This window comes from Paenibacillus sp. NPDC057934, assembly GCF_042887565.1.
Taxonomy (GTDB): Bacteria; Bacillota; Bacilli; order Paenibacillales; family Paenibacillaceae; genus Paenibacillus_AQ.
Window position 1 is genome coordinate 78987 of the sequence record NZ_JBHVPB010000005.1, and the last position, 22694, is coordinate 101680.

Annotated in this window: 21 protein-coding genes and 1 other RNA gene; 20 read left to right on the forward strand and 2 right to left on the reverse strand. The window is 49.9% G+C overall.

Translation table 11 applies throughout. The annotated features are described in order from the left end of the window. The first annotated feature begins 2 nt into the window (after positions 1-2). From ACFVRY_RS12660 to rnpB, 16 genes are all read left to right on the forward strand, one after another. Positions 3-2258, forward strand: a complete 2256-nt coding sequence (locus tag ACFVRY_RS12660) for an HD family phosphohydrolase (RefSeq protein ID WP_387500553.1) — start codon at positions 3-5, stop codon at positions 2256-2258. Then, on the forward strand, positions 2255-2752 hold the full coding sequence (ybeY, locus tag ACFVRY_RS12665; protein ID WP_379465822.1) for an rRNA maturation RNase YbeY: 498 nt from the start codon (positions 2255-2257) through the stop codon (positions 2750-2752). The genes ACFVRY_RS12660 and ybeY overlap by 4 nt, the downstream gene beginning before the upstream one ends. Further along, positions 2752-3147 carry a diacylglycerol kinase gene (locus ACFVRY_RS12670; protein ID WP_387500554.1) on the forward strand — a complete coding sequence of 132 codons (396 nt, stop codon included), beginning with the start codon at positions 2752-2754 and terminating at the stop codon, positions 3145-3147. Before ybeY ends, ACFVRY_RS12670 begins: the two co-directional genes overlap by 1 nt. 719 nt (positions 3148-3866) lie before the next feature. Then, positions 3867-4763 carry a GTPase Era gene (era, locus tag ACFVRY_RS12675; protein WP_387500555.1) on the forward strand — a complete coding sequence of 299 codons (897 nt, stop codon included), beginning with the start codon at positions 3867-3869 and terminating at the stop codon, positions 4761-4763. 101 nt (positions 4764-4864) lie between these two features. Next, complete coding sequence (locus ACFVRY_RS12680) at positions 4865-5008, forward strand: YqzL family protein (protein WP_387500556.1); 144 nt, start codon at positions 4865-4867, stop codon at positions 5006-5008. Between the two features lie 36 nt (positions 5009-5044). Then, positions 5045-5800 carry a DNA repair protein RecO gene (recO, locus tag ACFVRY_RS12685; RefSeq protein WP_387500557.1) on the forward strand — a complete coding sequence of 252 codons (756 nt, stop codon included), beginning with the start codon at positions 5045-5047 and terminating at the stop codon, positions 5798-5800. 87 nt (positions 5801-5887) lie between these two features. Next, positions 5888-6091 (forward strand): hypothetical protein, encoded by a 204-nt coding sequence (locus tag ACFVRY_RS12690; protein WP_387500558.1) that lies wholly within the window; start codon positions 5888-5890, stop codon positions 6089-6091. Positions 6092-6259: 168 nt separating this feature from the next. Next, complete coding sequence (gene glyQ / locus ACFVRY_RS12695; protein WP_387500962.1) at positions 6260-7147, forward strand: glycine--tRNA ligase subunit alpha; 888 nt, start codon at positions 6260-6262, stop codon at positions 7145-7147. Beyond that, entirely contained in the window at positions 7140-9215 is a 2076-nt protein-coding gene (glyS, locus tag ACFVRY_RS12700) for a glycine--tRNA ligase subunit beta (protein WP_387500559.1), read from the forward strand. Before glyQ ends, glyS begins: the two co-directional genes overlap by 8 nt. 260 nt (positions 9216-9475) lie before the next feature. Next, positions 9476-9955, forward strand: a complete 480-nt coding sequence (locus ACFVRY_RS12705; protein ID WP_387500560.1) for a YaiI/YqxD family protein — start codon at positions 9476-9478, stop codon at positions 9953-9955. 39 nt (positions 9956-9994) lie between these two features. Further along, positions 9995-11815 (forward strand): DNA primase, encoded by a 1821-nt coding sequence (dnaG, locus tag ACFVRY_RS12710; protein ID WP_387500561.1) that lies wholly within the window; start codon positions 9995-9997, stop codon positions 11813-11815. Positions 11816-11856: 41 nt separating this feature from the next. Further along, entirely contained in the window at positions 11857-12990 is a 1134-nt protein-coding gene (gene rpoD, locus ACFVRY_RS12715; protein WP_066364230.1) for an RNA polymerase sigma factor RpoD, read from the forward strand. Positions 12991-13043: 53 nt separating this feature from the next. Continuing rightward, on the forward strand, positions 13044-13892 hold the full coding sequence (locus ACFVRY_RS12720; RefSeq protein WP_387500562.1) for a hypothetical protein: 849 nt from the start codon (positions 13044-13046) through the stop codon (positions 13890-13892). Beyond that, on the forward strand, positions 13889-14665 hold the full coding sequence (locus ACFVRY_RS12725; protein ID WP_387500563.1) for a tRNA (adenine(22)-N(1))-methyltransferase: 777 nt from the start codon (positions 13889-13891) through the stop codon (positions 14663-14665). Before ACFVRY_RS12720 ends, ACFVRY_RS12725 begins: the two co-directional genes overlap by 4 nt. Beyond that, entirely contained in the window at positions 14641-15756 is a 1116-nt protein-coding gene (locus tag ACFVRY_RS12730; RefSeq protein ID WP_387500564.1) for a Nif3-like dinuclear metal center hexameric protein, read from the forward strand. The genes ACFVRY_RS12725 and ACFVRY_RS12730 overlap by 25 nt, the downstream gene beginning before the upstream one ends. 60 nt (positions 15757-15816) lie before the next feature. After that, an RNA gene (gene rnpB / locus ACFVRY_RS12735) (RNase P RNA component class A) lies at positions 15817-16226 on the forward strand. Between the two features lie 131 nt (positions 16227-16357). On the opposite strand, the gene ACFVRY_RS12740 is transcribed toward rnpB, so the two are convergent. Beyond that, a complete protein-coding gene (locus tag ACFVRY_RS12740; RefSeq protein WP_387500565.1) occupies positions 16358-17575 on the reverse strand; it encodes an aminotransferase-like domain-containing protein in 1218 nt (405 codons plus the stop codon). 94 nt (positions 17576-17669) lie between these two features. Here ACFVRY_RS12740 and pdxR point away from each other — a divergent pair, with 94 nt between their 5' ends. Continuing rightward, the gene (pdxR, locus tag ACFVRY_RS12745; RefSeq protein ID WP_387500566.1) at positions 17670-19127 is read left to right on the forward strand and encodes a MocR-like pyridoxine biosynthesis transcription factor PdxR; all 1458 of its coding nucleotides are present in this window, start codon (positions 17670-17672) and stop codon (positions 19125-19127) included. On the opposite strand, the gene ACFVRY_RS12750 is transcribed toward pdxR, so the two are convergent. Then, positions 19117-21009 (reverse strand): S8 family peptidase, encoded by a 1893-nt coding sequence (locus ACFVRY_RS12750; protein WP_387500567.1) that lies wholly within the window; start codon positions 21007-21009, stop codon positions 19117-19119. The two genes, pdxR and ACFVRY_RS12750, sit on opposite strands and share 11 nt — an antisense overlap. A gap of 253 nt (positions 21010-21262) precedes the next feature. On the opposite strand from ACFVRY_RS12750, the gene ACFVRY_RS12755 reads away from it, so the two are divergent. From ACFVRY_RS12755 to ACFVRY_RS12765, 3 genes are all read left to right on the forward strand, one after another. Then, the gene (locus ACFVRY_RS12755) at positions 21263-21757 is read left to right on the forward strand and encodes a YpuI family protein (RefSeq protein WP_387500568.1); all 495 of its coding nucleotides are present in this window, start codon (positions 21263-21265) and stop codon (positions 21755-21757) included. A 169-nt stretch (positions 21758-21926) separates the two neighbouring features. Then, the gene (locus ACFVRY_RS12760) at positions 21927-22151 is read left to right on the forward strand and encodes a DUF1540 domain-containing protein (RefSeq protein WP_083205086.1); all 225 of its coding nucleotides are present in this window, start codon (positions 21927-21929) and stop codon (positions 22149-22151) included. Between the two features lie 11 nt (positions 22152-22162). Further along, positions 22163-22573 carry a hypothetical protein gene (locus ACFVRY_RS12765; RefSeq protein WP_387500569.1) on the forward strand — a complete coding sequence of 137 codons (411 nt, stop codon included), beginning with the start codon at positions 22163-22165 and terminating at the stop codon, positions 22571-22573. Positions 22574-22694: the final 121 nt, after the last annotated feature.

The window sequence follows — 22694 nt, forward strand, 5'->3', positions numbered from 1 at the left end:
CCATGGATTCAAAGCAACCTACGAAATTAAGCGGATTTGTATACAGCAATAACGGATGGAAGTATAGCGCGGCGACGCGCTATGCTCTTTTCTTGTTGCTCGGAATTGTGTTCTACTTCTCTCTGGCACCCGATCTGCTGCCCAAGCGGTATGATATCAAGGAAGGGACCCAGAGTGCGAAGGAGATTACAGCTCCCAAGCGAATTCAGGACAACAAGGCTACACTTAAGGCACAGGAGCAGGCTGCTGAGAATGTGGAGCCACGGTATAAGATCATCCCTATGCGGGCGGACAATTCGGTTACGTCATTGCTGGACCGGATTGACCGGCTTAATCAGGACGACCTGATCTCCCAAAGCGACAAAACGGGCATATACCGTGAGGAGATTCCGAAGCGGGCCAGCGATTTCATTCTGAACTTTGTAAGCACGAGCCGAAATAACGGTACATATTCAGATCATCTACTGGATGAAATGCAGTCCGTGATCAAGGATCAGACTTATGTCATTCCGGAAGAGACTTTTATCAAAATCCCGCGGCTGACTTCTCAGGATATCATCGAGATGAAGCCTGTGGCCCGTGATATTGTCAACCGTCTGATGAACGATCAGATTACCGATGCCCAGACCGCACGTGCCAAGGTGGCGGAACAGGTAAGTATCAGTGCGCTCAGCCAGCGTACCGCTCGGGAAGTCGTGCAGGAACTGGTGCGTCTCGTCATCACCAGCAACAAATTCTATGATGAGGATACCACGAAGGATGCTGAGGTTCAGGCTCGTGAAAATGCACCGAAGGTGTTCATTGAGCAGGGAGATGTGCTGGTTGCCAAAGGCCAAATGATCACGCCTGAGCTGTACAAGCTTCTGGACGAGAGTGGCCTTCTGAACAACAAGGTCAACTATTGGCCGCAGCTTGGCCTGTTGATGCTCGCTGCGATGTTGTCTGCCGGTCTGCTGATGTTTATTCGCTATTCCGGAGGCCCATCCAAATTCAAGTACAATAATTCCCAGTTGTTGATGCTGGTTCTGGTCTTTGCAATTACAATCGTCTTGATGCGTCTTGCGGCGTTTCTGCAGAGTGATGTACGTCCTTATATTGGTTTTCTGGCCCCCGTGGCCATCGGGGCGATGCTGGTGGCGATGCTGCTGGATATGACGCTGGCGTACTTCTGCTCGATCCTGTTCGCCATTCTGGCGAGCATTATCCTGAATGTGCAGCAGGATACCATATTTGACTTTACGTTCGGGTTCTTTGCTCTGATCGTGTCTTATGTGGCGATCTTTGCTACTCATCGGGCTGGACAGCGCTCGGCCTTGCTAAAAGGCGGAATTATGGTATCATTGTTCGGCAGTGTGACGGTCTTTATGCTTACGCTGCTAAGCGGTGGTGTCTTGAAAGAAATGGATACGTTGTATGCGCTCGGATTTGCTTTTACTGGTGGTCTGCTGACGGCTGTTCTGGTCATTGGGTTGATGCCGTTCTTCGAAGCTACCTTTGGCATTTTATCGGCGCTTAAGCTGGTAGAGTTGTCGAATCCCAATCATCCTCTGTTGCGAAAGCTGCTTACAGAAACGCCGGGTACCTATCATCACAGTGTGATGGTTGGTAATCTGTCGGAAGCGGCCGCGGAAGCGATCGGTGCGGATGGATTGCTCTGCCGGGTCGGCTCGTACTATCATGATATCGGAAAGACCAAACGACCGTTTTATTTCATCGAGAACCAGAACAATATGGAGAACCCACATGACTCTATTGAGCCGATGCTGAGTAAATCCATTATTGTGGCCCATGCCCGGGACGGGGTAGAGATGTTGAAGGAGTACAAGCTCCCGAAACCGATCCGAGATATTGCCGAGCAGCATCATGGAACAACATTTTTGCATTATTTTTATCATAAGGCGCTGCGTCTTGCCGAAGAAAAGGGGACTGCTCCTGATTTCGACGAAGAGGATTTCCGTTATCCGGGCCCCAAGGCCCAATCGAAGGAATCGGCGGTGGTTGGCATAGCGGACAGTGTGGAAGCTGCTGTTCGTTCTTTGCGCAAACCAACCGTTGAGCAGGTGGAGACGATGATCGAGAAGATCATCAAGAGCCGTCTCGATGACCATCAGTTTGACGAGTGTGATCTCACCATCAAGGAACTGGACATCATTGCACGCACGTTAAAAGAAACGGTGATGGGCATATTCCATTCCCGGATCGAGTATCCGGAGGAAGCGCGGAAGCCGAAAAAAGAGGAAGGGGCTGTTGGTACATGAGCCTGAGTGTGGTATGGAATAATGAACAAGAACAATTTGAAATCAACGACAGTCTCATTGCATTGCTGGAGAGCATTCTGCAAAAAGCAGGGGAGGCTGAAGGTATTAACAGTGGTGAAGTCGACCTGACCTTTGTAGACAATGAGCGGATCCATGAATTGAACCGGGAATATCGCGGCATTGATCGCCCGACGGATGTTCTGTCGTTTGCGATGAATGAATCTGCGGAAGATGAACCGGAAATTATATATGAACTGGAAGAAGGCGAGACGCTGGAGGATGTTCCGGAAGTGCTGGGGGATATTATCATTTCTGTCCCCCGAGCTCAGGAGCAGGCACTGGAATACGGCCACTCTCTGGAGCGTGAACTTGGCTTTCTATTCGTGCACGGCTTTCTGCATCTATTAGGTTACGACCATCAGGATGAAGCTTCTGAAGCTGAAATGATGTCCAAGCAGGAGCATGTTCTGGCCCAGGTCGGACTGACACGCTAATGGTCAAGAACACGGCAGTAGGGCGCAAAAAGTTCTGGCATTCCTTTCGCTTCGCCGCACAGGGCATTGCCGCGGCATTCAAATCGGAATTGAACATGAAAGTGCACTGCGGTCTGGCTGTAATCGTCATCGTCGCTGCAGCGGTATTCAGATTGCCTCCGGGGAGCTGGATGCTGCTTTTGCTGGCGATTACGCTGGTGTTGGCCGCCGAGCTGCTGAACACGGCTATAGAAGCCACGATTGATCTGGTCTCGCCGGAGATTCATCCGTTGGCCAAGAAAGCCAAAGATACCGCCGCAGGAGCCGTGCTTCTATCGGCGGTGTTTGCTGTAATCACGGGGATTTATGTGTTTTATCACCCTGTGATAGACTGGATTGCCGAACTTATGTCATAATCAGTGTACCTCAGAACGTCACGATGATTTCATAGCATATAGAGATTGCAGGCGTACCTAGGGGCGGATTTCGCGGTTTGCGATTCCGCCCTCTTTGAGTGGGTATGGATTCTTACGTTTCATTGCCGGGAATACTAGGGTAGTTAACTTAACGGAGCGGCATAATTTAACGGGAAATCTGCCCGTTAAATAACGGCATATTGGATTAAACCTGACAATAACAGGATTTACTCCTGTTAATCTGGCGATTTGACCCTGGATAGCTGGAACCAACGGAATTAGCTGGAGTATTTCCAGTTGATTATTGAGTGAAGCCTGATTTAGGATCAACAACGGTAAATATTCCCGTTAATTTAATTCTAGAGGGATTGCTCTTGGCTTTGTATAGCAATGTATAGCAATGAACTATATAAATTGAACTTGGAAATTTGAGTTAAGGGAAAACTGGCGGAGGGGAATTTTGGAACTGAAGGAGCGTTAGCGACCGCCTGAAAGCTTTTCGCAGGAAAGCTCGCATCGGAAGCATAATCTGTGGCGAGATTTCTACCGCGAACAGCGGTATTAAATTAAGAAATCTGCAGACAACAGCGGCCGGAAGTCCAAACATTCTCTGGAGTCACGGTTAATCCCAAAACAGAAAAATCACTAGTTTAATGTATATAGCCGACCGTAAGAAGAAATTTAAAGTTAAGATTTTTCATTCAAGGAAGGAAGATTAGATGAAAAAGTTTAAATCAGGTTTTGTTGCCATTATCGGGAGACCTAATGTAGGCAAATCGACACTTATGAATCAGGTGATTGGACAGAAGATTGCCATCATGTCGGACAAGCCGCAAACGACCAGAAATAAAATTCACGGGGTATATACCACGAATGATTCTCAAGTCGTGTTCCTGGATACGCCAGGGATTCACAAGAGACAGTCCAAGCTGGGCGATTACATGAATCAGACAGCTATGAGCACACTCGGCGAAGTAGAAGCTGTGTTGTTCCTGGTGGACGCTGCGGATGGACTGGGCGGAGGCGACCGTTTTATTGCGGAGCAATTAGGGGGACTGAAGACGCCGGTTATTCTTGTAATGAACAAGATTGATAAGATTGAGCCGGAAGCGCTGCTGCCACTGATCTCGCAATATCAGAAGCTGCACGACTTTGCCGAGATCGTACCGATCTCCGCCAAGCTGGGCAACAATGTCAACACCCTGCTGGAGCAAGTGCAAAAATATCTGCCGGACGGGCCACAGTACTATCCGGAGGACCAAGTTACGGATCACCCTGAGCAGTTTGTCGTTGCCGAACTCGTTCGGGAGAAAATTCTGCACTTGACCCGCGAAGAGGTGCCGCATTCCATCGCGGTAGCCATTGAGGATATGCGTGTGGAATCCAACGGTGTGGTACACATCTCAGCTGTTATTTTTGTTGAACGCGATTCACAGAAAGGCATCATTATCGGTAAGCAAGGAGCCTTGCTGAAGGAAGTCGGCAAGCGCGCTCGTACGGATATTGAGAACTTGCTGGGTTCGAAGATTTTTCTGGAGCTTTGGGTAAAAGTGAAAAAAGACTGGCGTAATCAGGACCGTGTCCTGCGTGACTTGGGTTTTCATAAAGACCAATAATGACTTCGCCACCTTGGCAGGAATTGCAAGGATAGAACCCGGTACATCGCACATCCTAATTTCGAAGAGACATCGTGTTTCCGAAGAAAGGATGAATACGAATGCGAGATTTTTCGTGGAAGTATTTTGTAATGACTGGAGATGTCGATGCTTATCTGCTATATAGGGAAGCTGCAGGTTCACTCTCCGAGAGCGGACCTGTAACGGCGGAGGAAGAGCAGGTCTATGATGAAGAAGCGCAATAGGGACTGGTTGCTTGCCGAATGGTTGGGGGAAGAGGCATGCTACACAGGGTGGAAGGGATCGTCATCCGCAGCATGGACTACGGTGAAGGGAACGCGATCATTACGCTTTGCACCGAGAACGCGGGCAAAGTAGGTGTGCTCGTACGCGGTGCTAAGAAGGTCAGAAGCCGCCATGCTGCGCTGATTCAGCTGTTTACAGTTGGAGAATTTGTTTTTTTCAGAAATAACGGAGGACTGGGTACGCTGAACGCCGGTGAGATTACGCAATCTCATCATCCACTGCGTGAAGATCTGGTTAAAGCGGCCTATTCCTCCTATGCCTGCGAGCTGCTGGACCGTGTGCTGCATGATGAGGAGACCGGAAGCTTCTGGTTTCGCCAACTGACAGCCTGCCTGAATGCACTGGAAGAAGATAAGGAACCCGGTGTGATTATCAATATTTTCGAAATGAAACTTCTACAGGCAGCAGGATATGCTCCGGAACTGGATACATGTGTCATCTGCGGCTCGCAAAAACCTGATGATCAGCTTCTGATCAGTCCCCGTCTCGGCGGGGTACTGTGCCGGAGCTGCAAGCATCAGGACCCTCCGGCGCTTACGATTTCACCCCGGGCGCTGAAGCTGCTCCGGTTGTTCGCGGCGCTGGATCTGACCCGGCTCGGCAATGTGGATGTGAAGGAAGGTACACGTCTGGAACTGAAGAAGATCATGCGATCATTTATGGATGTGCAGCTTGGACTGCGGCTGAAATCGCAGAACTTTCTGGACCAGCTGGATAAATACGAGATTTGACGAATCCTGAAATTTCCGTTACTATAGTGGCAGTTTACTTTTATTAATTGTGGTCAGCCGTAATGGCTCCGTTAAGGAGAACGTGCATTGATCGGGAAAGTAATGGACAGTATTGCCGCATCAGCGAGCCGGGGGCAGTGGAAGCCTGGCAGGGCAAAGTTCATGAACATGGCACCTGGGAGTACGGAAACGGCACCAAGCGAAAAGTGGATTCGTCACCCTATTATTGGCTCATTCATTGCCAGTTATGGGACGGATCAAGTAGGGTGGAACCGCGGGAGAACATGTTAAGCTCTCGTCCCTATGTCTGTTTATCAGGCATGGGGGCGGGAGCTTTTTGACCTGTGGCTGGCCGGAAGTCTTCCGGTCCGCCGCAAGAATAGAGAAGAGCCGCCTCCAGCGCAAGGCCTAAAGAAGGCATCAGGCATGAAAAAACTTGTAAGCGAAGGAGTCGGTAGCATGAACTTTCAGCAGATGATTTTGACGCTGCAGCAGTTTTGGGCAGCACACAACTGTATTATCGTCCAGCCGTACGATACGGAAAAAGGGGCGGGTACGATGAATCCGATGACCTTTTTGCGTTCACTGGGACCTGAGCCGTGGAAGGTAGCGTATGTAGAGCCTTCACGCCGTCCGTCGGACGGACGTTACGGGGAGAACCCTAACCGTTTGTACCAGCATCACCAGTTCCAGGTGATTATTAAGCCGTCCCCGGACAATATCCAGGAGATTTATCTGGAGAGTCTGAAGGCGCTGGGCGTAGATCCTCTCTTGCATGACATTCGATTTGTAGAGGACAACTGGGAGAATCCTTCCTTGGGCTGCGCCGGTCTTGGCTGGGAAGTATGGCTGGACGGGATGGAAATTACGCAATTTACGTACTTCCAGCAAGTGGGCGGTATCGAAACCCATCCGGTAGCTGTTGAAATCACTTATGGTATGGAGCGTCTCGCCTCCTATATCCAGGAGAAGGAGAATGTATTCGACCTGGAGTGGGTGAACGGAATCAGCTACGGAGATGTATTCCATCAGCCGGAAGTGGAGCATTCCACATATACCTTTGAAGTTTCCGATGTCAAAATGTTGTTCACACTTTTCAACACGTATGAAGAAGAGGCTCGCAGAGCGATGGAGAACCATTTGGTATTCCCGGCTTATGATTATGTGTTGAAGTGCTCCCATACCTTTAACCTGCTTGATGCAAGAGGAGCAATCAGTGTAACGGAACGGACCGGATTTATTACGAGAGTGCGTAACTTGGCCCGTACAGTGGCTGCGACATATGTGGAGGAACGTGAGAAGCTGGGCTTCCCGCTGCTGAAGAAAGAAGGTGTTGACCGTGGCTAAAGATATCTTGTTCGAGATCGGTCTGGAGGAAGTTCCGGCCCGGTTCATCCGTGCTGCAATGGAGCAGCTTGAAGACAGAATGTCCAAATGGCTGGAGTCCTCGCGTATTTCTCATAGCGGTGTTACTGCCTATGCAACACCTCGTCGTTTGGCTGTTCTAGTGAAAGATGTCGCTGAGAAGCAGACTGATATCAGTGAAGAAGTCAAGGGACCGTCACGTAAGATTGCCCTGGATGCTAGCGGTGAATGGAGCAAGGCTGCACTTGGTTTTGCCCGTAGTCAGGGGGTATCCCCAGAGCAGTTTACCTTTAAGGAACTAGCAGGCGTAGAATATATTTACGCTACCAAAAGCAGTGCCGGTGTAGAAACATCCACACTGCTGGCACAAGGTCTGTTGGACATCGTCAATGCTATGACGTTCCCGAAAAATATGCGTTGGGGCAGCTACGACTTCAAGTTCGTACGTCCGATTCGTTGGCTGGTTGCCCTGTTCGGCAAGGATATTATTGACTTGGAGATTACGGGAGTCCAAACCGGCAACATTAGCCGTGGACATCGTTTCCTTGGAGGCGAGACTGCGATTGCTGAGCCTGCCGCATATGTGGAGAGCTTGCGCTCACAGCATGTGCTGGCTGATGTGAAGGAACGGGAGAGCCTGATCCTGGACCAGATTCACAAGCTGGCTGCTGAGAAGAACTGGACCATCGCCATCAAAGAAGATTTGCTTGAAGAAGTACTATTCTTGGTGGAGACGCCAACGGTTCTGTTCGGAACCTTCGACCCAGCGTTCCTGAATATTCCGCAGGATGTACTGATTACTTCGATGCGTGAGCATCAGCGGTACTTCCCGGTGCTTGATACCGAAGGCAAGCTACTGCCGTTCTTCGTCACTGTTCGTAACGGAAACGCAGAATCACTGGATGTGATTGCGAAGGGGAACGAGAAAGTGCTGCGCGCTCGCTTGTCCGATGCCAAGTTCTTCTACGAAGAGGATCAGAAACTACAAATCAGCGACGCGCTGGCTAAGCTGGAGAATATCGTGTATCACGAAGAAATGGGTAGTATCGGCGATAAAGTCCGTCGGATTCGCAAGATCGCAGATCTGCTGGCTGCCAAGCTGAATCTGCCTGCGGCTACTGCATCTGAAGTTAGCCGTGCCGCCGATATTTGCAAATTCGATCTGGTTACCCAAATGGTTTATGAGTTCCCTGAGCTGCAAGGTACCATGGGTGAAGATTATGCCCGTAAAGCCGGAGAACCGGAGACGGTTGCTAAAGCTATCTTTGAACACTATCAGCCGCGTTTCGCTGGGGATCAGGTTCCATCGACAGATGCAGGTGCGGTAGTCAGCATTGCGGATAAAATGGATACAATTGTCGGCTGCTTCTCCGTCGGCATTATTCCGACAGGTTCTCAGGATCCCTATGCTCTGCGCCGTCAGGCTGCAGGGATTGTGCAGATCGTGCTGGAGCGTCAGCTTCCGATCTCATTACAGGATATTTTTGCCGCTGCGACTGAAGTTCATGAAAATTCACGAAATCTGAAACATTCGGGTGAGGAACTGCGTAATACTCTTTACGAGTTCTTTGGTCTACGCGTTAAACGCCTGCTGTCCGACAATGTTCGTTATGATGTAGTGGATGCTGTCATTGCCGCTGGCTTTGATGACGTTGTGAATGTAGTTGCCAGAAGCCGGGCATTGATGGATGCGGTCGCCGGACAAGAGGATTTCAAGATTACTGTGGATTCCCTGACCCGGGTGAGCAATCTTGCCGCCAAGGCAACAGAAGGCACTATCGACCCTGCGTTGTTTGTTGAGGCAGCAGAGGCGAAGCTATATGAGACATGGCAGGCACTGCACACATCTTACCGTGAAGCTCTTGCAAACAAGCAAGCCGAAGAAGCATTGACTATTCTTTCTGGCTTGAAGGAGGACGTCACCGGATTCTTTGATTCCGTAATGGTTATGGCAGAGGATGAGAAGGTTCGCGCTAATCGTCTAGCCCTGTTGGCTGGTATTGATGCCGACTCGAAGATTTTCGCTGATTTCGGCAAGCTGGTGTGGTAAACTAAGAGCCTTCCTTTATTCCTGACGATAAAAAAGTTAAGTGTTTTATGGTATAGATTGATGGTTTAGGGTATAAATATACGGAACAGTGCCAAAGCGTCAGCTTGACAACTGTTCCGTATTTATGATTTTACCAAATTGTTCGCTCACGTTTTGTGATTCAGAGTATAGATCTACCAGAGGACAGCAAAGCCGTTTCTTTTTGATAAAGAAGGATTTCATACCAGAAGCGCGTATATATATTACACGGGAAATTGGTGATGAAGATGGAGAAGTCCCCGGGGAGAACAATCGTTGTAGACGGAGATGCTTGTCCGGTCAAAAAAGAAATTGCAATCGTAGGTCGCTCCTTTGGAATTCCGGTGGTTATGGTTTCTTCCTATGACCATAAGCTAAAGGGCGAAGAAGGAGTAACGGTCGTGCAGGTGGACCGGGGTGATCAGAGTGCCGACTTGTATATTGCCAATCATATCTCCGCTGGCGATGTGGTGCTGACGCAGGATTATGGACTGGCCGCACTGGCACTGGGCAAACGCTGCAGTGTGCTGTCGTTTCGTGGCCAGGATTATAAGGATTCCACTATGGATTTCATGCTGGAAGGCAGACATGCCAGGGCAGTGGAACGAAGGCGGGGACATTATTCCAAAGGGCCAAAACCCATCACTACCGAGGAAAAAAACTTTTTTCAACATAAACTGACAAAACTTTTAACAATTTTGCAGGAGAATGTCCAGCTATAGCGAATTATATTTATTTGTTAAGAGATGAAGGTGGTTGAAATGGCTAGCGGACAGGGAAGTATCCCGGAAGAGGTCATCGAGAGCGTGCTGGCACGCCATGATATTGTCGATACCGTCGGTAAAGTTGTCCAGTTGACCAAGCGGGGGAAATATTTATGGGGCCTCTGCCCGTTTCACTCGGAGAAAACCCCTTCCTTCACTGTCACTCCAGAGCGTGGAGTATTTCATTGTTTTAGCTGTGGTATGGGCGGAAATGCCATCAAATTCAGGATGGAAATCGAAGGGTTATCCTTCCCCGAGGCAGTTAGAACAATGGCCGAAGAAAGTGACATTCCCCTTCCGGAAGGGAAAAGCGGGTTATTGTCTCCGCCAGACCCCGAACGGGACCGGCTGCTTCAAGCGTATGAATGGTCTGCGAAGTTCTATCATTTTCTGCTGAAGAATACGGAGCACGGCACTGCCGCCATGGAGTATTTAAGATCCCGGAATTTCAGCGATAAAATGATTGATCAGTTCCAGATCGGATATGCGCCAGATCGCTGGGACACACTCCAGCAATTTTTGGAGAAGCGTCAATTCGATCTCGCCGAGATGGAGCGGGGCGGACTATTGTCCGTCAGAGGCGAGGGTAAAGGCTTCATCGACCGGTTTCGCGGCCGGATTATGTTTCCGATTGCGAGCCGCACAGGCAAGGTGATTGCTTTTGCCGGGAGAATTCTGGGGGAAGGCCAGCCCAAGTATCTGAATTCCCCAGACACGAAGCTGTTTAACAAAAGCAGGGTTCTGTACAATCTGCACCAGTCGAAAGCATCCATTCGCAAAACGCGGCAAATTGTTCTGTTAGAGGGATATGGGGATGTCATTTCAGCCTGGGAATCAAGTGTACTGAACGGCGTTGCCACCATGGGGACCTCGCTCACCGAGAATCATGTGGTAATGATGAAAAACCTGGCTGATGAGATTGTGCTGTCGTATGATGGCGACCGGGCGGGACAAGCTGCTGCTATCAAGGCTATTCCCATGCTGGAGGAAGCAGGGTTCCGCGTGAAAGTTGCCGTGCTGCCCAGTGGACTGGACCCGGACGAATTTGTATCCCGCTATGGTGGGGATCGGTTCAGGGAACAGGTGATTGAGTCGGCGGTCTCATCCGTGAAATTTAAGCTTATATATCTGAAAAAAAACCATATACTCCTAGAGGAAGACGGTAAAATTGCTTACGTAAAAGAAGCACTTCAGATTATTGCATCCTTGCATTCCTCCACGGAACGAGAAGTTTATTTGCGGGAAATCGCCTCTGAGCTAGAGCTGTCATATGATAGTTTAAAGCAGGATTGCAATTTACTCCGGGCATCGATGCAAAAAAACATCCCCGAAGGGGATAATAACGATAAAAGGTGGAATAATGGTAGGCATAAAAAAGGGCAAGTGCAGACACCAACGCTGCTACCCGCTTACCATGTCGCGGAACGGCGCCTGTTGTCCTTCATGATTCAGGATCCGGAAGCCGCCACATATGTGGGCGAACGCCTCGGAGAAGATTTCAACATCGATGATCATGCGGCAATTGCCGCTTATCTATACGCCTATTACGCTCAAGGAAAACCACCGGAAATCAGCCGGTTTCTCTCATCTCTTCAGGATGACCGTCTGGAAAAAACAGCAACTGCCATTTCTATGATGGATACCCCTCCAGACTGGAGTACGCAGGTGCTGGACGATTACATCCGTGAAGTGCGGAAATACCCCCTGCAACGCAGGACGGAACAGAAGCGAGAAGAAATGATTCAGGCCGAAAAAACAGGTGACTTTTTGCGTGCGGCACAAATAGCAAGTGAGATTATAGCCCTAGAGAGACAATGAAATGCCTGGCAGGATGTACCTAGGGAGGAGGGAGTCGAATTATGGCGAACGATCAGCATACTGAACTCGAAGCGGAATTTACTTTGGATCAGGTTAAGGATCAACTTATTGAACATGGCAAGAAAAGATCATCACTGAATTACAAAGATATCATGGAGAAATTGTCGCCGTTTGATCAAGACCCCGAGCAAATGGAAGAGTTCTATGAGCAGCTTAGCGATTTGGGGATTGAGGTTGTGAACGAGAATGACGAGGAGGTTACGACTCTTCGGCAAAGTGAGGACAACGAAGGTAGCGATAATGACGACTTCAGCTTCGATGATGATCTGTCATTGCCTCCGGGCATCAAGATTAATGATCCTGTGCGGATGTATTTGAAAGAAATCGGCCGTGTTCCCCTGTTGTCGGCAGACGACGAAGTGGAGCTTGCTATGCGGATCAAGAATGGCGATGAAGAAGCCAAACGCCGGCTTGCTGAAGCGAACCTGCGGCTCGTAGTTAGTATCGCGAAGCGTTATGTAGGCCGTGGCATGTTATTCCTGGATTTGATTCAGGAAGGTAACATGGGTCTGATCAAAGCGGTGGAGAAGTTCGACCATAACAAAGGTTTCAAATTCAGTACGTATGCTACTTGGTGGATTCGTCAAGCGATCACTCGTGCGATTGCAGACCAAGCCAGAACGATTCGTATTCCGGTGCACATGGTCGAAACCATTAATAAGCTGATCCGTGTCTCCCGCCAACTGTTACAGGAACTGGGCCGTGAGCCTTCTCCGGAAGAAATTGCAGCAGAGATGGAATTGACAGTAGAAAAAGTTAGAGAAATCATGAAGATTGCCCAAGAGCCAGTATCGCTCGAAACACCGATCGGTGAAGAGGATGATTCCCATCTGGGCGATTTCATTGAGGATCAGGAAGCGTTGGCCCCTGCGGATGCGGCGGCTTACGAACTGCTGAAAGAACAGCTGGAGGATGTACTGGACACGCTCACCGAGCGTGAAGAGAACGTGCTTCGTCTGCGTTTTGGCCTGGATGATGGCCGGACGAGAACACTGGAGGAGGTTGGCAAGGTCTTCGGCGTGACCCGGGAACGGATTCGTCAGATCGAAGCCAAGGCGCTTAGAAAACTGCGTCACCCTAGCCGTAGTAAACGACTTAAGGATTTCCTCGAATAGGATGTATGAACTGGACCTTCTGCTGCTCAGTGGCAGGAGGTTCTTTTCGTTTAATGGGCGGAAAGAGGGATGAGCCGGTGAATTTGGAGAAACGCGACACAATCTTGAATGAAATTCAGTATTGGAGAAAGAGCCGACTGTTACCAGAGCAATATTGCGATTTCTTGACTAACCTGTATGACGACGAAAATGCGGTCAAGGACAGTAACCCGATCTCGCTGCAAAATCTGCAGCAGGGCAGCATCAAAATATGGTTGTTTGGTTTTGGCATTATTTCCTTGTTTTTCTTGATTAGTATATATTTTAGCGTTTTTCCCTGGCCTTTGCAAATCGCAACTGCCCTGTCTGTCCTGATTGTCTGCTATGGATATGCAGCAATTTTTACAAAGCGTAACCGAATGATCAGCCTGCTGTTGACAGGAATCGGCAGTGTGCTGACCTTGGGATTTGGCCTGTGGCTCATTTCGCTGCATCATCTTGATCCGGACATCTGGCAGCCGATTCTTATCGGGACCTGTGGTTTGCTCTGGTGCGTGCTTGGCTTTGTTCTTCGCATCGGGCTATTGCAATACTGCGGTTATGCTTTCTGGGCACTGCTATATGCGGGCTTCTTCGGTGGGATGCGTCCGGATGCGTCGATTCTTGAATTAGAACTGCTCTGGCTGCCGCTGTGTGTGCTGATGGTTTGGCTGAGCTGGCTGCTGCATTACCGGGTGAGTGGAGTTGCCGGCGTGTACTTTGCAGTGGGCGCCACACTCTGGCTTCTGCCGGAGCTGGATGCGCTTCTGCTACGGCATGATTATCCGCAGTGGGTTGCCTTTTTGCTACTAGCGAAGATTGCTGCAGAGCTGGCGTTGTTGTTTATTTTCCGAAAAAAATGGATTGCGTGGGTGGCTACATGAACAATACTAAATTATCTGAACGGCTTCAGCTGGTGCTGGAGCAGATTCCACAGGGCAGCCGGCTAGCCGATATTGGCTCCGATCATGCGCTGCTGCCTGTAGCAGCTTTGGAGAGCGGACGTGCAGTGTTTGCTGTGGCAGGAGAAGTTAATGAAGGGCCTTTTGAAGCCGCACGCAGAGGCGTGGCTGAAGCTGGAAAAGGAAAAGTGATCTCGGTTCGCCGAGGAGATGGGCTGGAAGTACTGGAGCCGGGTGAAGTGGACAGTATCACTATCGCCGGTATGGGCGGATCGCTGATTGCGGCGATTCTTGACCGGGGACGGCAGCAAGGGAAGCTGGAAGGCGTGACGACACTGTCGCTTCAACCGAATGTTGGCGAAGACACACTTCGACGTTGGTTGCTGGAGCATGGCTGGGTGCTCACTGCTGAGCATATTCTGGAGGAAGACGGTAAGATCTATGAGATCCTGACCGCAGTACCAGAAGCTGCGGGGACTCTTACCAATGCTGAGGTGTACAGCGATCTGAAGCTGGCTGGTGGAGAAGTCGTCTGCAGCAAGGAGAGATTGATTCAGATGGGCCCTTGGCTGCTACGTTCGCCGAATGACGTATTTTTTGACAAGTGGCAGGGTGAGATTCGGAAGCTAGAAAGTATTCTTGCCTCGCTTTCTCGCTCTGAGCTGCCCTCTGCAGAGGACAAGCGGAAAGTCATTACAGGGCAGATCAAGGAGATCACGGAGGTGCTGGAATGCTTGCGAAAGGACAAACTGTAATTCAGTATATGGAGCAGCTTGCCCCAAAGCATATCGCCGAGGAGTGGGATAAGGTTGGGCTGCAGCTGGGCACTTTGCAGAAGGAGATTACCGGAATTCTAGTTGCGTTGGATGTGAATGAGGAGATTGTGGAGGAAGCCATTTCCCTGGGCTGCAATCTGATCATTGCCCACCATGCGATTATTTTCCGTCCGCTGCAGGGTATTCTTACGGATACGCCAGCTGGTCGCCTATATGAGAAGCTCATCAAGCACGACATCGCTGTGTATATCAGCCATACGAATCTGGACGTGGCCGAAGGCGGGATGAACGACTGGATGGCGGAAGCGCTCGGCATTGAGAACAGTGCACCGATTAAGGATATTCATTCGGAGCAATTGTCCAAGCTGGTTGTATTTGTCCCCAAAGATCATCATCAAAAGGTGCTGGATGCCATACTGAACGCAGGTGCAGGTTCGATTGGTAACTACAGTCACTGTAGCTTCAATATTGAGGGATACGGTACTTTTCTACCGGGTGAAGGCACTGAGCCCTATATTGGGGAGCCGGGGAAAATGCAGCGTGCTGAGGAAGTACGGATCGAAACGATCGTGCCGCAGGGGATCCGTAACAAAGTGGTGCAGGCCATGCTGAAGGCTCATCCTTATGAAGAAGTAGCCTATGATCTGTATCAGATGGATCTGAAGGGCCGTAGCCTCGGTCTGGGCCGGGTAGGGAAGCTTAAAGAGGCCACCACACTTGGAGCGTTCGTGGAGACCGTCAAACAGGGGCTGAAGGTGGATAAGGTACGTGTGGTTGGCGAACTTGATCGTCCGATCCGTAAGGCAGCTGTTCTGGGCGGTTCCGGTGCTAAATACTATAACAGCGCGATTTTCCGCGGGGCGGACGTGCTGGTTACAGGAGACATTGATTACCACACGGCTCAGGATGCGCTGCTAGCGGGTATTACCTTGATTGATCCGGGGCATAACGCGGAGAAGATCATGAAAGAGAAGGTTGCGGAATGGATGACTCAGAAACTGACCGAAGGACGCTATAAGACAGTCGTCCATGCTTCGCAGGTGAATACAGAGCCGTTCAATTTTTTATAGTACCCAATAATTACACTTGTGAAAGACACCTTAAGTCTGTATAATATAAATGTTGTTCGGAAAGTTTGACAGACAATCGCCGGCGGCGCAAGCCGCGGGAGGAAAGTCCGGGCTCCATAAGGCAGGGTGCTGGATAACGTCCAGTCGGCGCGAGCCGAAGGATAGTGCCACAGAAATGGACCGCCGATGGCCGCCCTTGGGCGGCACAGGCAAGGATGGAACCGAGGTGTAAGAGACCCCGAGGAACACTGGTGACTTTGTTCCTGGTAAACCCCATCTGGAGCAAGACCTAATGAGACGCAGCGCTTCCCTTGCGGAATGTGCAGCCTTCGCCTGAGGCGCGTCTAGGTTGGTCGCTGGAGCTGTGCAGTAATGTACGGCCTAGATAGATGATTGTCGCTTATGGTGGGAGGGTAGTTCCCGTATGAACCACAAAGAGCACAGAACCCGGCTTACGGCAAACTTTCCTAACTGCAACGTTATGTATGGATTTTTTCAATCGTCCGATGAACAGTATAGATCAAACGGCGGCGTGTATCCGGTTATCCGGGTAACGCCGCCGTTTTTTTGTTTTATAAAAAGGGCTGAGTAAAACGGTCTGCTACAAGATGGGAGTCTCAAGTTCTCGCCACTGCATAATGGCTCTCATCAGGCGCTGCACACCTTCCTGAACAAGCTGCGGCGGCGTGTGGGTGAAATTCAGGCGCATCGTATTCTTCTCTGGATGAGAGGGATAGAAGACCTCACCGGGGACAAAAGCGACCCCTTGCTCCATGGCTATCGGCAGGAGTCTGGTTGTGTCCATTTCGGCTGGTAGTGTCAGCCAAAGAAACATGCCTCCCAGGGGCTCACGGAAGCTCAATCCTTCCATCCCCTGAGCAAGAAGTTCTTGGGACAACAACTTCATCCGCGAATGATATTCGCGGGAGACGTTAGCGATGTGCTGTTCGATATCGAATGTCTGCAGCAGTTGATGTAATGCCCGCTGATCGATCGCGCTGGAATGCAGATCGGCTGTTTGTTTGGCCTTGGCAACCATCCTGACAAGCTCAGGAGTAGCCGCAATCCAGCCTGTGCGCAGGGCAGGGGCAACAATTTTGGAAAAGGTACCTGTATATATGACGCAATGTTCCTTATTACCGCTTCGATCAATGGCTGCTAGTGTTGGCGGAATGATGCTGGGATCACTTGTGAATCTCAGTTCGCCATAAGGATTATCCTCCAGAATTAGTGTGCCGTATTGTTGGCACAGCTGTACAATTTGTTGGCGGCGTTCCTTGCTCCAAGTAGCCCCCGAGGGATTGTTAAAGGTAGGGACAGTGTACAGCAGCTTTGGCTTCAGCCTCCGTAGCTTCTCCTCCAGGTCTTCGGGTAACATCCCTTCGCTGTCATGGTCCACAGTATGGATATTGGCACGGTAGAAGTTCAGGGATTGCAATGCAGCGAGATAGGTAGGTGTTTCTACGAGCACGGCATCGCCGGGGTCTAACAGAACCCTGCAAATCAGGTCAATCGCCTGTTGAGAGCCTGTAGTTAACACAATCTCATCCGTGGTTACGGGAATGCCCTGATGGGCAAGGCGCCCGGCAATTTGTTCACGCAAGGGAGTGAAGCCTTCGGTAATCCCGTACTGAAGTGTGGAGCCATCGCCCGACAACACCCGGTTGTAAGCATCCCGGACTGCTTCTACCGGGAACAGCTCTTCAGCGGGCAATCCACCTGCAAGCGAAATAACATCAGCCCCTTGTGTGACTTTCAGGATTTCCCGAACGACTGACGATCCTATATTTTGAGCTGCTGCAGAGTACTTTATATTCATCAGATTGCTCCCCGCCTTCTTGGTTTGATGGTATCATAACGACATGAGAGTATAACAGTAAAGGTCCGAATATAACAGTTGGGAGATAACCGGTATGCACATAGAACTGAAGCGCGGCAGCAGCCGATCTCTGCCTCAGCAGATCTGCGAGAAATTGGGGCAGCGAATCTCCTCAGGTCTTCTTCTTCCCGGGGCACGGTTGCCTTCTGTACGCGAACTTGCCTTGTCGCTGAAGGTCAGCCAGGTGACGGTAAGCAAGGCTTATGCGGAGCTGGAGAAAAAGGGGCGTATTCTCTGTACTCAGGGGAAGGGCTGCTTTGTTGCAGATATGGAGCATGAGGGAACGGGAGAAGACAGCGGTTGGCAGGGTCGTTATGATGATTATTTGCCGAGAGCGCAGCTCTGGCGTAACTTCAATGAGTCTGAGGCCGGCTATTCATTCCATCTGGCATCGTTGCATCGTGAACTGCTGCCGCTGAGATCTATTGGAAGCATCATGGCCGCTCTTGTATCGGAACAGCCTGAATTAATGGCGTCTTATGGGAATTTCCAAGGTGATCTGGAGCTACGGGAGGTCATGCGGCAGCATCTGCAGAAGCGTGGCATGGCGCTGGCATCTTCGGGGCTGATGATTACAAGCGGCTCGCAGCAGGGCATTGATCTTGTGGCACGCACCTTTGTGGGACCGGGAGATGTTGTTTATCTTGAAGACCCCAGCTATACAGGAGCGATTGATGTTTTTGCTGGACGCGGGGCAGAGATGATTTTTGTGCCGATGGATCGTGAGGGGATGAGAGTCGATATCCTGACCCGTTTATGTGACAAGCGGCCCCCGAAGCTGATCTATACCAACCCGACTTTTCAAAATCCGAGCGGGGTCACGATGAGCATACAAAGAAGACAGCGGCTGCTGGAGTTGGCTCGCAGCTACCGCTGTCTCATTATAGAAGATGATCCATTCAGTGACCTGTATTTCCGAGATCCACCACCGCCCTCCATCAAGTCAATGGATAGAGATGGGCATGTCGTGTATTTGAAAAGCTTCAGCAAGGTGCTGGCTCCCGGCTGCCGAATCGCCTGTGTTGCCGCTGAAGGAGATATTCTGTCCAGGCTGATTGCTGCCAAATCCGCCAGTGATCTCGGCAGCCCGCTTCTGACCCAGCGCGCTGTACTGCCGTTCATAGCGGACAGCTATGAACGATATGCCGCAGGGCTCCGCATCGCTTTAAGAGAGCGGATGGAGAGTGCAGGGAGGCTGTTGAGGCAATACGCACCCTCCGGCGTCCGCTGGACACTGCCGGAGGGTGGGCTCAACGTGTGGCTGGAACTCCCGGCCACACTCCAGATTGACAAATTACACACACTGGCTGAGCAGGAGAGTATTTCTTTCCTGCCTGGTGATGTCTGTCATGCGGGAGAAGGCACCTCAAGGCATATCCGGCTTTGTTATGCACAAATGGATAAAGCACGCATGGAGCAAGGGTTGAGATTATTTTTAGAATTACTGTCCAGGTACATGGCCTCTGAATTAACGGAAGGAATCAAGGGTTGATGCCCATTCGCTGCTTCAACTGGTTCAGTTGCTGCCGAACATGTTGCGGCCAGAGCTGCAGCGGAACGGGGTTCCCGGAGGCCGCCTGTAGTGTTTTGTAGATATCGACCTGACCCCAGCCGTAGTATTTGTCATGACCAGGATTGCCGAGGTCGATTGCATTTTTCATCAACAGATCCATGACCTCTTGGTTGCTCAGGTCAGGGTTTAGGGATCGAACCAATGCGGCCAGCGCTGCTACATGGGGGCTTGCCATCGATGTGCCTGACAATGCCGCATACTGGCTGTCCGGATATGTGCTGGCAATGCTTTCCCCAGGAGCAGCAACATCTACATAATCACCGTAATTAGAGAAAGACGCCCGCTGGTGTGACGAGTTGGTTGCGGCTACAGCTAGCACTTCCGGATAGGCGGCGGGATATCCCGGTCGCTCCGTATTATCGTTTCCCGAGGCTGAGACAAGGACTACATCCCTGTCATAAGCATACTTGATGGCATCGTGCAGAAATTGGGAATCGGCGTAGTTGCCAAGACTCAGGTTAATCACTTTGGCCCCGTTGTCGGCGGCCCAAATGATGCCTTCTGCGACCGAGTAGGTGGTTCCGGCCCCGGAGTTATCGAGTGCTTTTACTGGCAAAATTTTGTTGTACCAGCTAATCCCCGCCACACCCTCTCCATTGTTGACCAGCGCTCCGATAATGCCCGTAACATGTGTTCCATGACCTACATCATCATCCGGGGTAGAGCCCTTCGTTACAGCATTGTAGCCCGGTAGAAGCTTGCCCTGCAGATCGGGATGGCTGGCCTGCACGCCGGTATCTACGACTCCGACAATGACATCTTTACTGCCTTTATTTAAATTCCATCCCTGCCCTGTCTCAATCGCTGGTAAATTCCACTGGTAAGTGGAGTAGAGCAAGTCGTTGGGCGTAATGACCGCAGGATTTGTTTCAGAGACGGCATCATTCGTTAAATATAAGTAGTGTGGTTCCGTATACTCCGGATGCCATTTGTTATCGAAATAGGATTTGAGCTGATAAAAACTCATCTTCTCCGAGCGGAAAATATAAGCATACCCCAATTTGCGCGGTTCTTTGCCGTTGATATCAGCGACAATCGTCTGTAGCTGCCCTTGCGTGGGATGACCGTTCGGGAAACGGACTACGATTTCATTTTCATAAAAATGGCTGGCATTCTGATTGTCATGTCCGGTCTTGACTGTCAGTTCACCTAGGGTATCGGTATGCACGGATTCGACACGGAATTTCCCTTCTTTGGGATAAGGAATAAGGCGAAGATTCTTGAGCTGATGATCGGCAACTTTGCCCAAGACTTTCTGATTAATCAGTGCAATCACACCGATACTGCCTTCCTTGTCGCGTTGGCCCATAAAATAATATTTATCCTTGCCGACCACAAATGTGGGGGATTCGTAGGATTTGTGATTTTTCAAGCTGGACTTGGCTAGCTTCAGATGCTTCTGCAGTGTTTTATTCTCCTGATCGCTACCCTGGGGAGGGTCGGATTTGAAGGTTGTGGTCTTATTGCTACGGAAATCTATCCATGTCAGCATGGCAAAATGTCCGTGTTCTTGCTTAAGGCGCTCTGCATACACTGAAACATCCTTAAAGGAAGCCCCATGTGCCTTGTTGAGCAAGCTTGTCAGGTGTCGGCTGACATCCACCCGGTTCAACCGATCTGTTGCCGTGACATCTTGGGAAAGTGTAGTTTTCTTTAACATTTTCTCCTGCTTGGGGCCGGGAACCGAGGCTTGTTCAAGCGGCGTATTTGCCTTCTCTGCCGGCCGTAAGGCGAAGGTCAACAGAACAACTGTAAATATGGCGGTGAGCAGACCAGCAATTCTTAAATTTTTTCGTGACATGATTTCCGTTCCTCCATGGCTTTGTAGTCTCCATAGATTGAGAAACGGAAGCCTGTTTTATGCATTGCAGAAAAGGGATACCGCAGGCTCGTTTTTTATGATAATATCAGAAGAAGAAGACCCTAGGATTGAATTCCTGAACTTGTAGGATTGAACAATGGAACATAATAACTAATGAAACTTGAAATGTGAAAAATGTGAATTGAACTTAAGTGACGGCAAGAGTAAGGAATAATAAGGGGGAGCAATCGCCATGTCAGCTAATGTGCAGAAATTATGTGAAACGACGAGAGAAAAGCTTAAGATCGCAATCGATAAAGTGGAGCTGTTCTTGAACCAGCACGCATTACCACAGCTTATTACCGAGCAGGATGAGGAAACCGTGCATTTCTATGAAGGTTTTCTGTCCGATCTGCGTCATGTGCTGGTATTCTCTGAGATGTCATATGAGAAGCTGGGAGTTGCTTTGCGCCGTGCCACATTTGATGAATCATTTGCGCAGAAAGCGCTTTATAATGTCTACCATTATGGCGTGAATAACTTCTTTTATCCCAAGAATGAAAGTTACTCTGAAGACGGTCGTTATGCCTATACAGGGCAGGATGCTATCCGTTTCCGCAAGAAACCAGTACGTCCAGCTCGTGATATCATTCTGGACATTACCAAATTGTATGAAGAATTGCGCGACGATCTGACTTATTATGAGAATGATTATTTGACCGAGAAGCGCATGCAAAATCAGGTGTAGTCTTATCCAAAACGGTACTTAGGATCAGTAACCCGGCTCATGGGTGCTGATCCTTTTTTGCGTGAACAAGCGGGGGTTCTAAGGGCCAGTATCATTCGGGAATCAACTGGAAGCGGTGAATCGCATAGCTGAATGCCTGCCCGGACATAATGAAGCCGAGGTGATGATGATGCCAAGTGCTCAAAAGCCGTTTGTAAAGTGCAGTGTCAGCAATTGTAATTATTGGGGAGAAAGTAATATTTGCAGGGCCGAAGAAATCATTATTGAAATCGACAAGCACACAGGAAGTCATTTTAAAGAAGAATTCGCTGAAGAACTGATTCATGGCGATCATAAAGATCATGCCAATACCTCATCCGCAACCTGTTGTCTGACGTTTAAGCCGAACTCTTAGGAGGCCCGCTCATGGATAACTATGATAAAGAACCCGAACGGTCGGAGGAGACCTCTGATCGCAAAAAAGTCATTCTGCGTCCCCGCAGAGTCGATTATCCGCGCCAGGAGCGCGAACACCGTGAGGAATATGCAGCTGAAGTAAGTCCCATTCCAGCTTCATTACGAAATGCCACAGTCAAGGATAGAACCGATGACGATGAAATGGAAGGAACAGACAGCGGAAGCCGCGTGATGGGCTATACGGGTCTGGCCTTCGGCATTGCGTCCTTGTTCATCTGGTCGATCGTACTGGGTCCGGCAGCTGCAGTGATTGGTTATTTTGCCTACGCCCGAGGCCAAAAGACGACGGGTGCGTGGGCTATAGGACTGGGAATTGTTGCAGCGCTGAGTTATTTTGTAATGACACCTTTTGCACGCTGACAAGTGCTGATGGAAAACGGAAATATCGACATAAAACAGGCTTCTAGACCTAAATATCCGGGTCTGAAGTCTGTTTTTTTGATGCCTCATATAGCAAAGATTACAAATAAAATGTAAGATG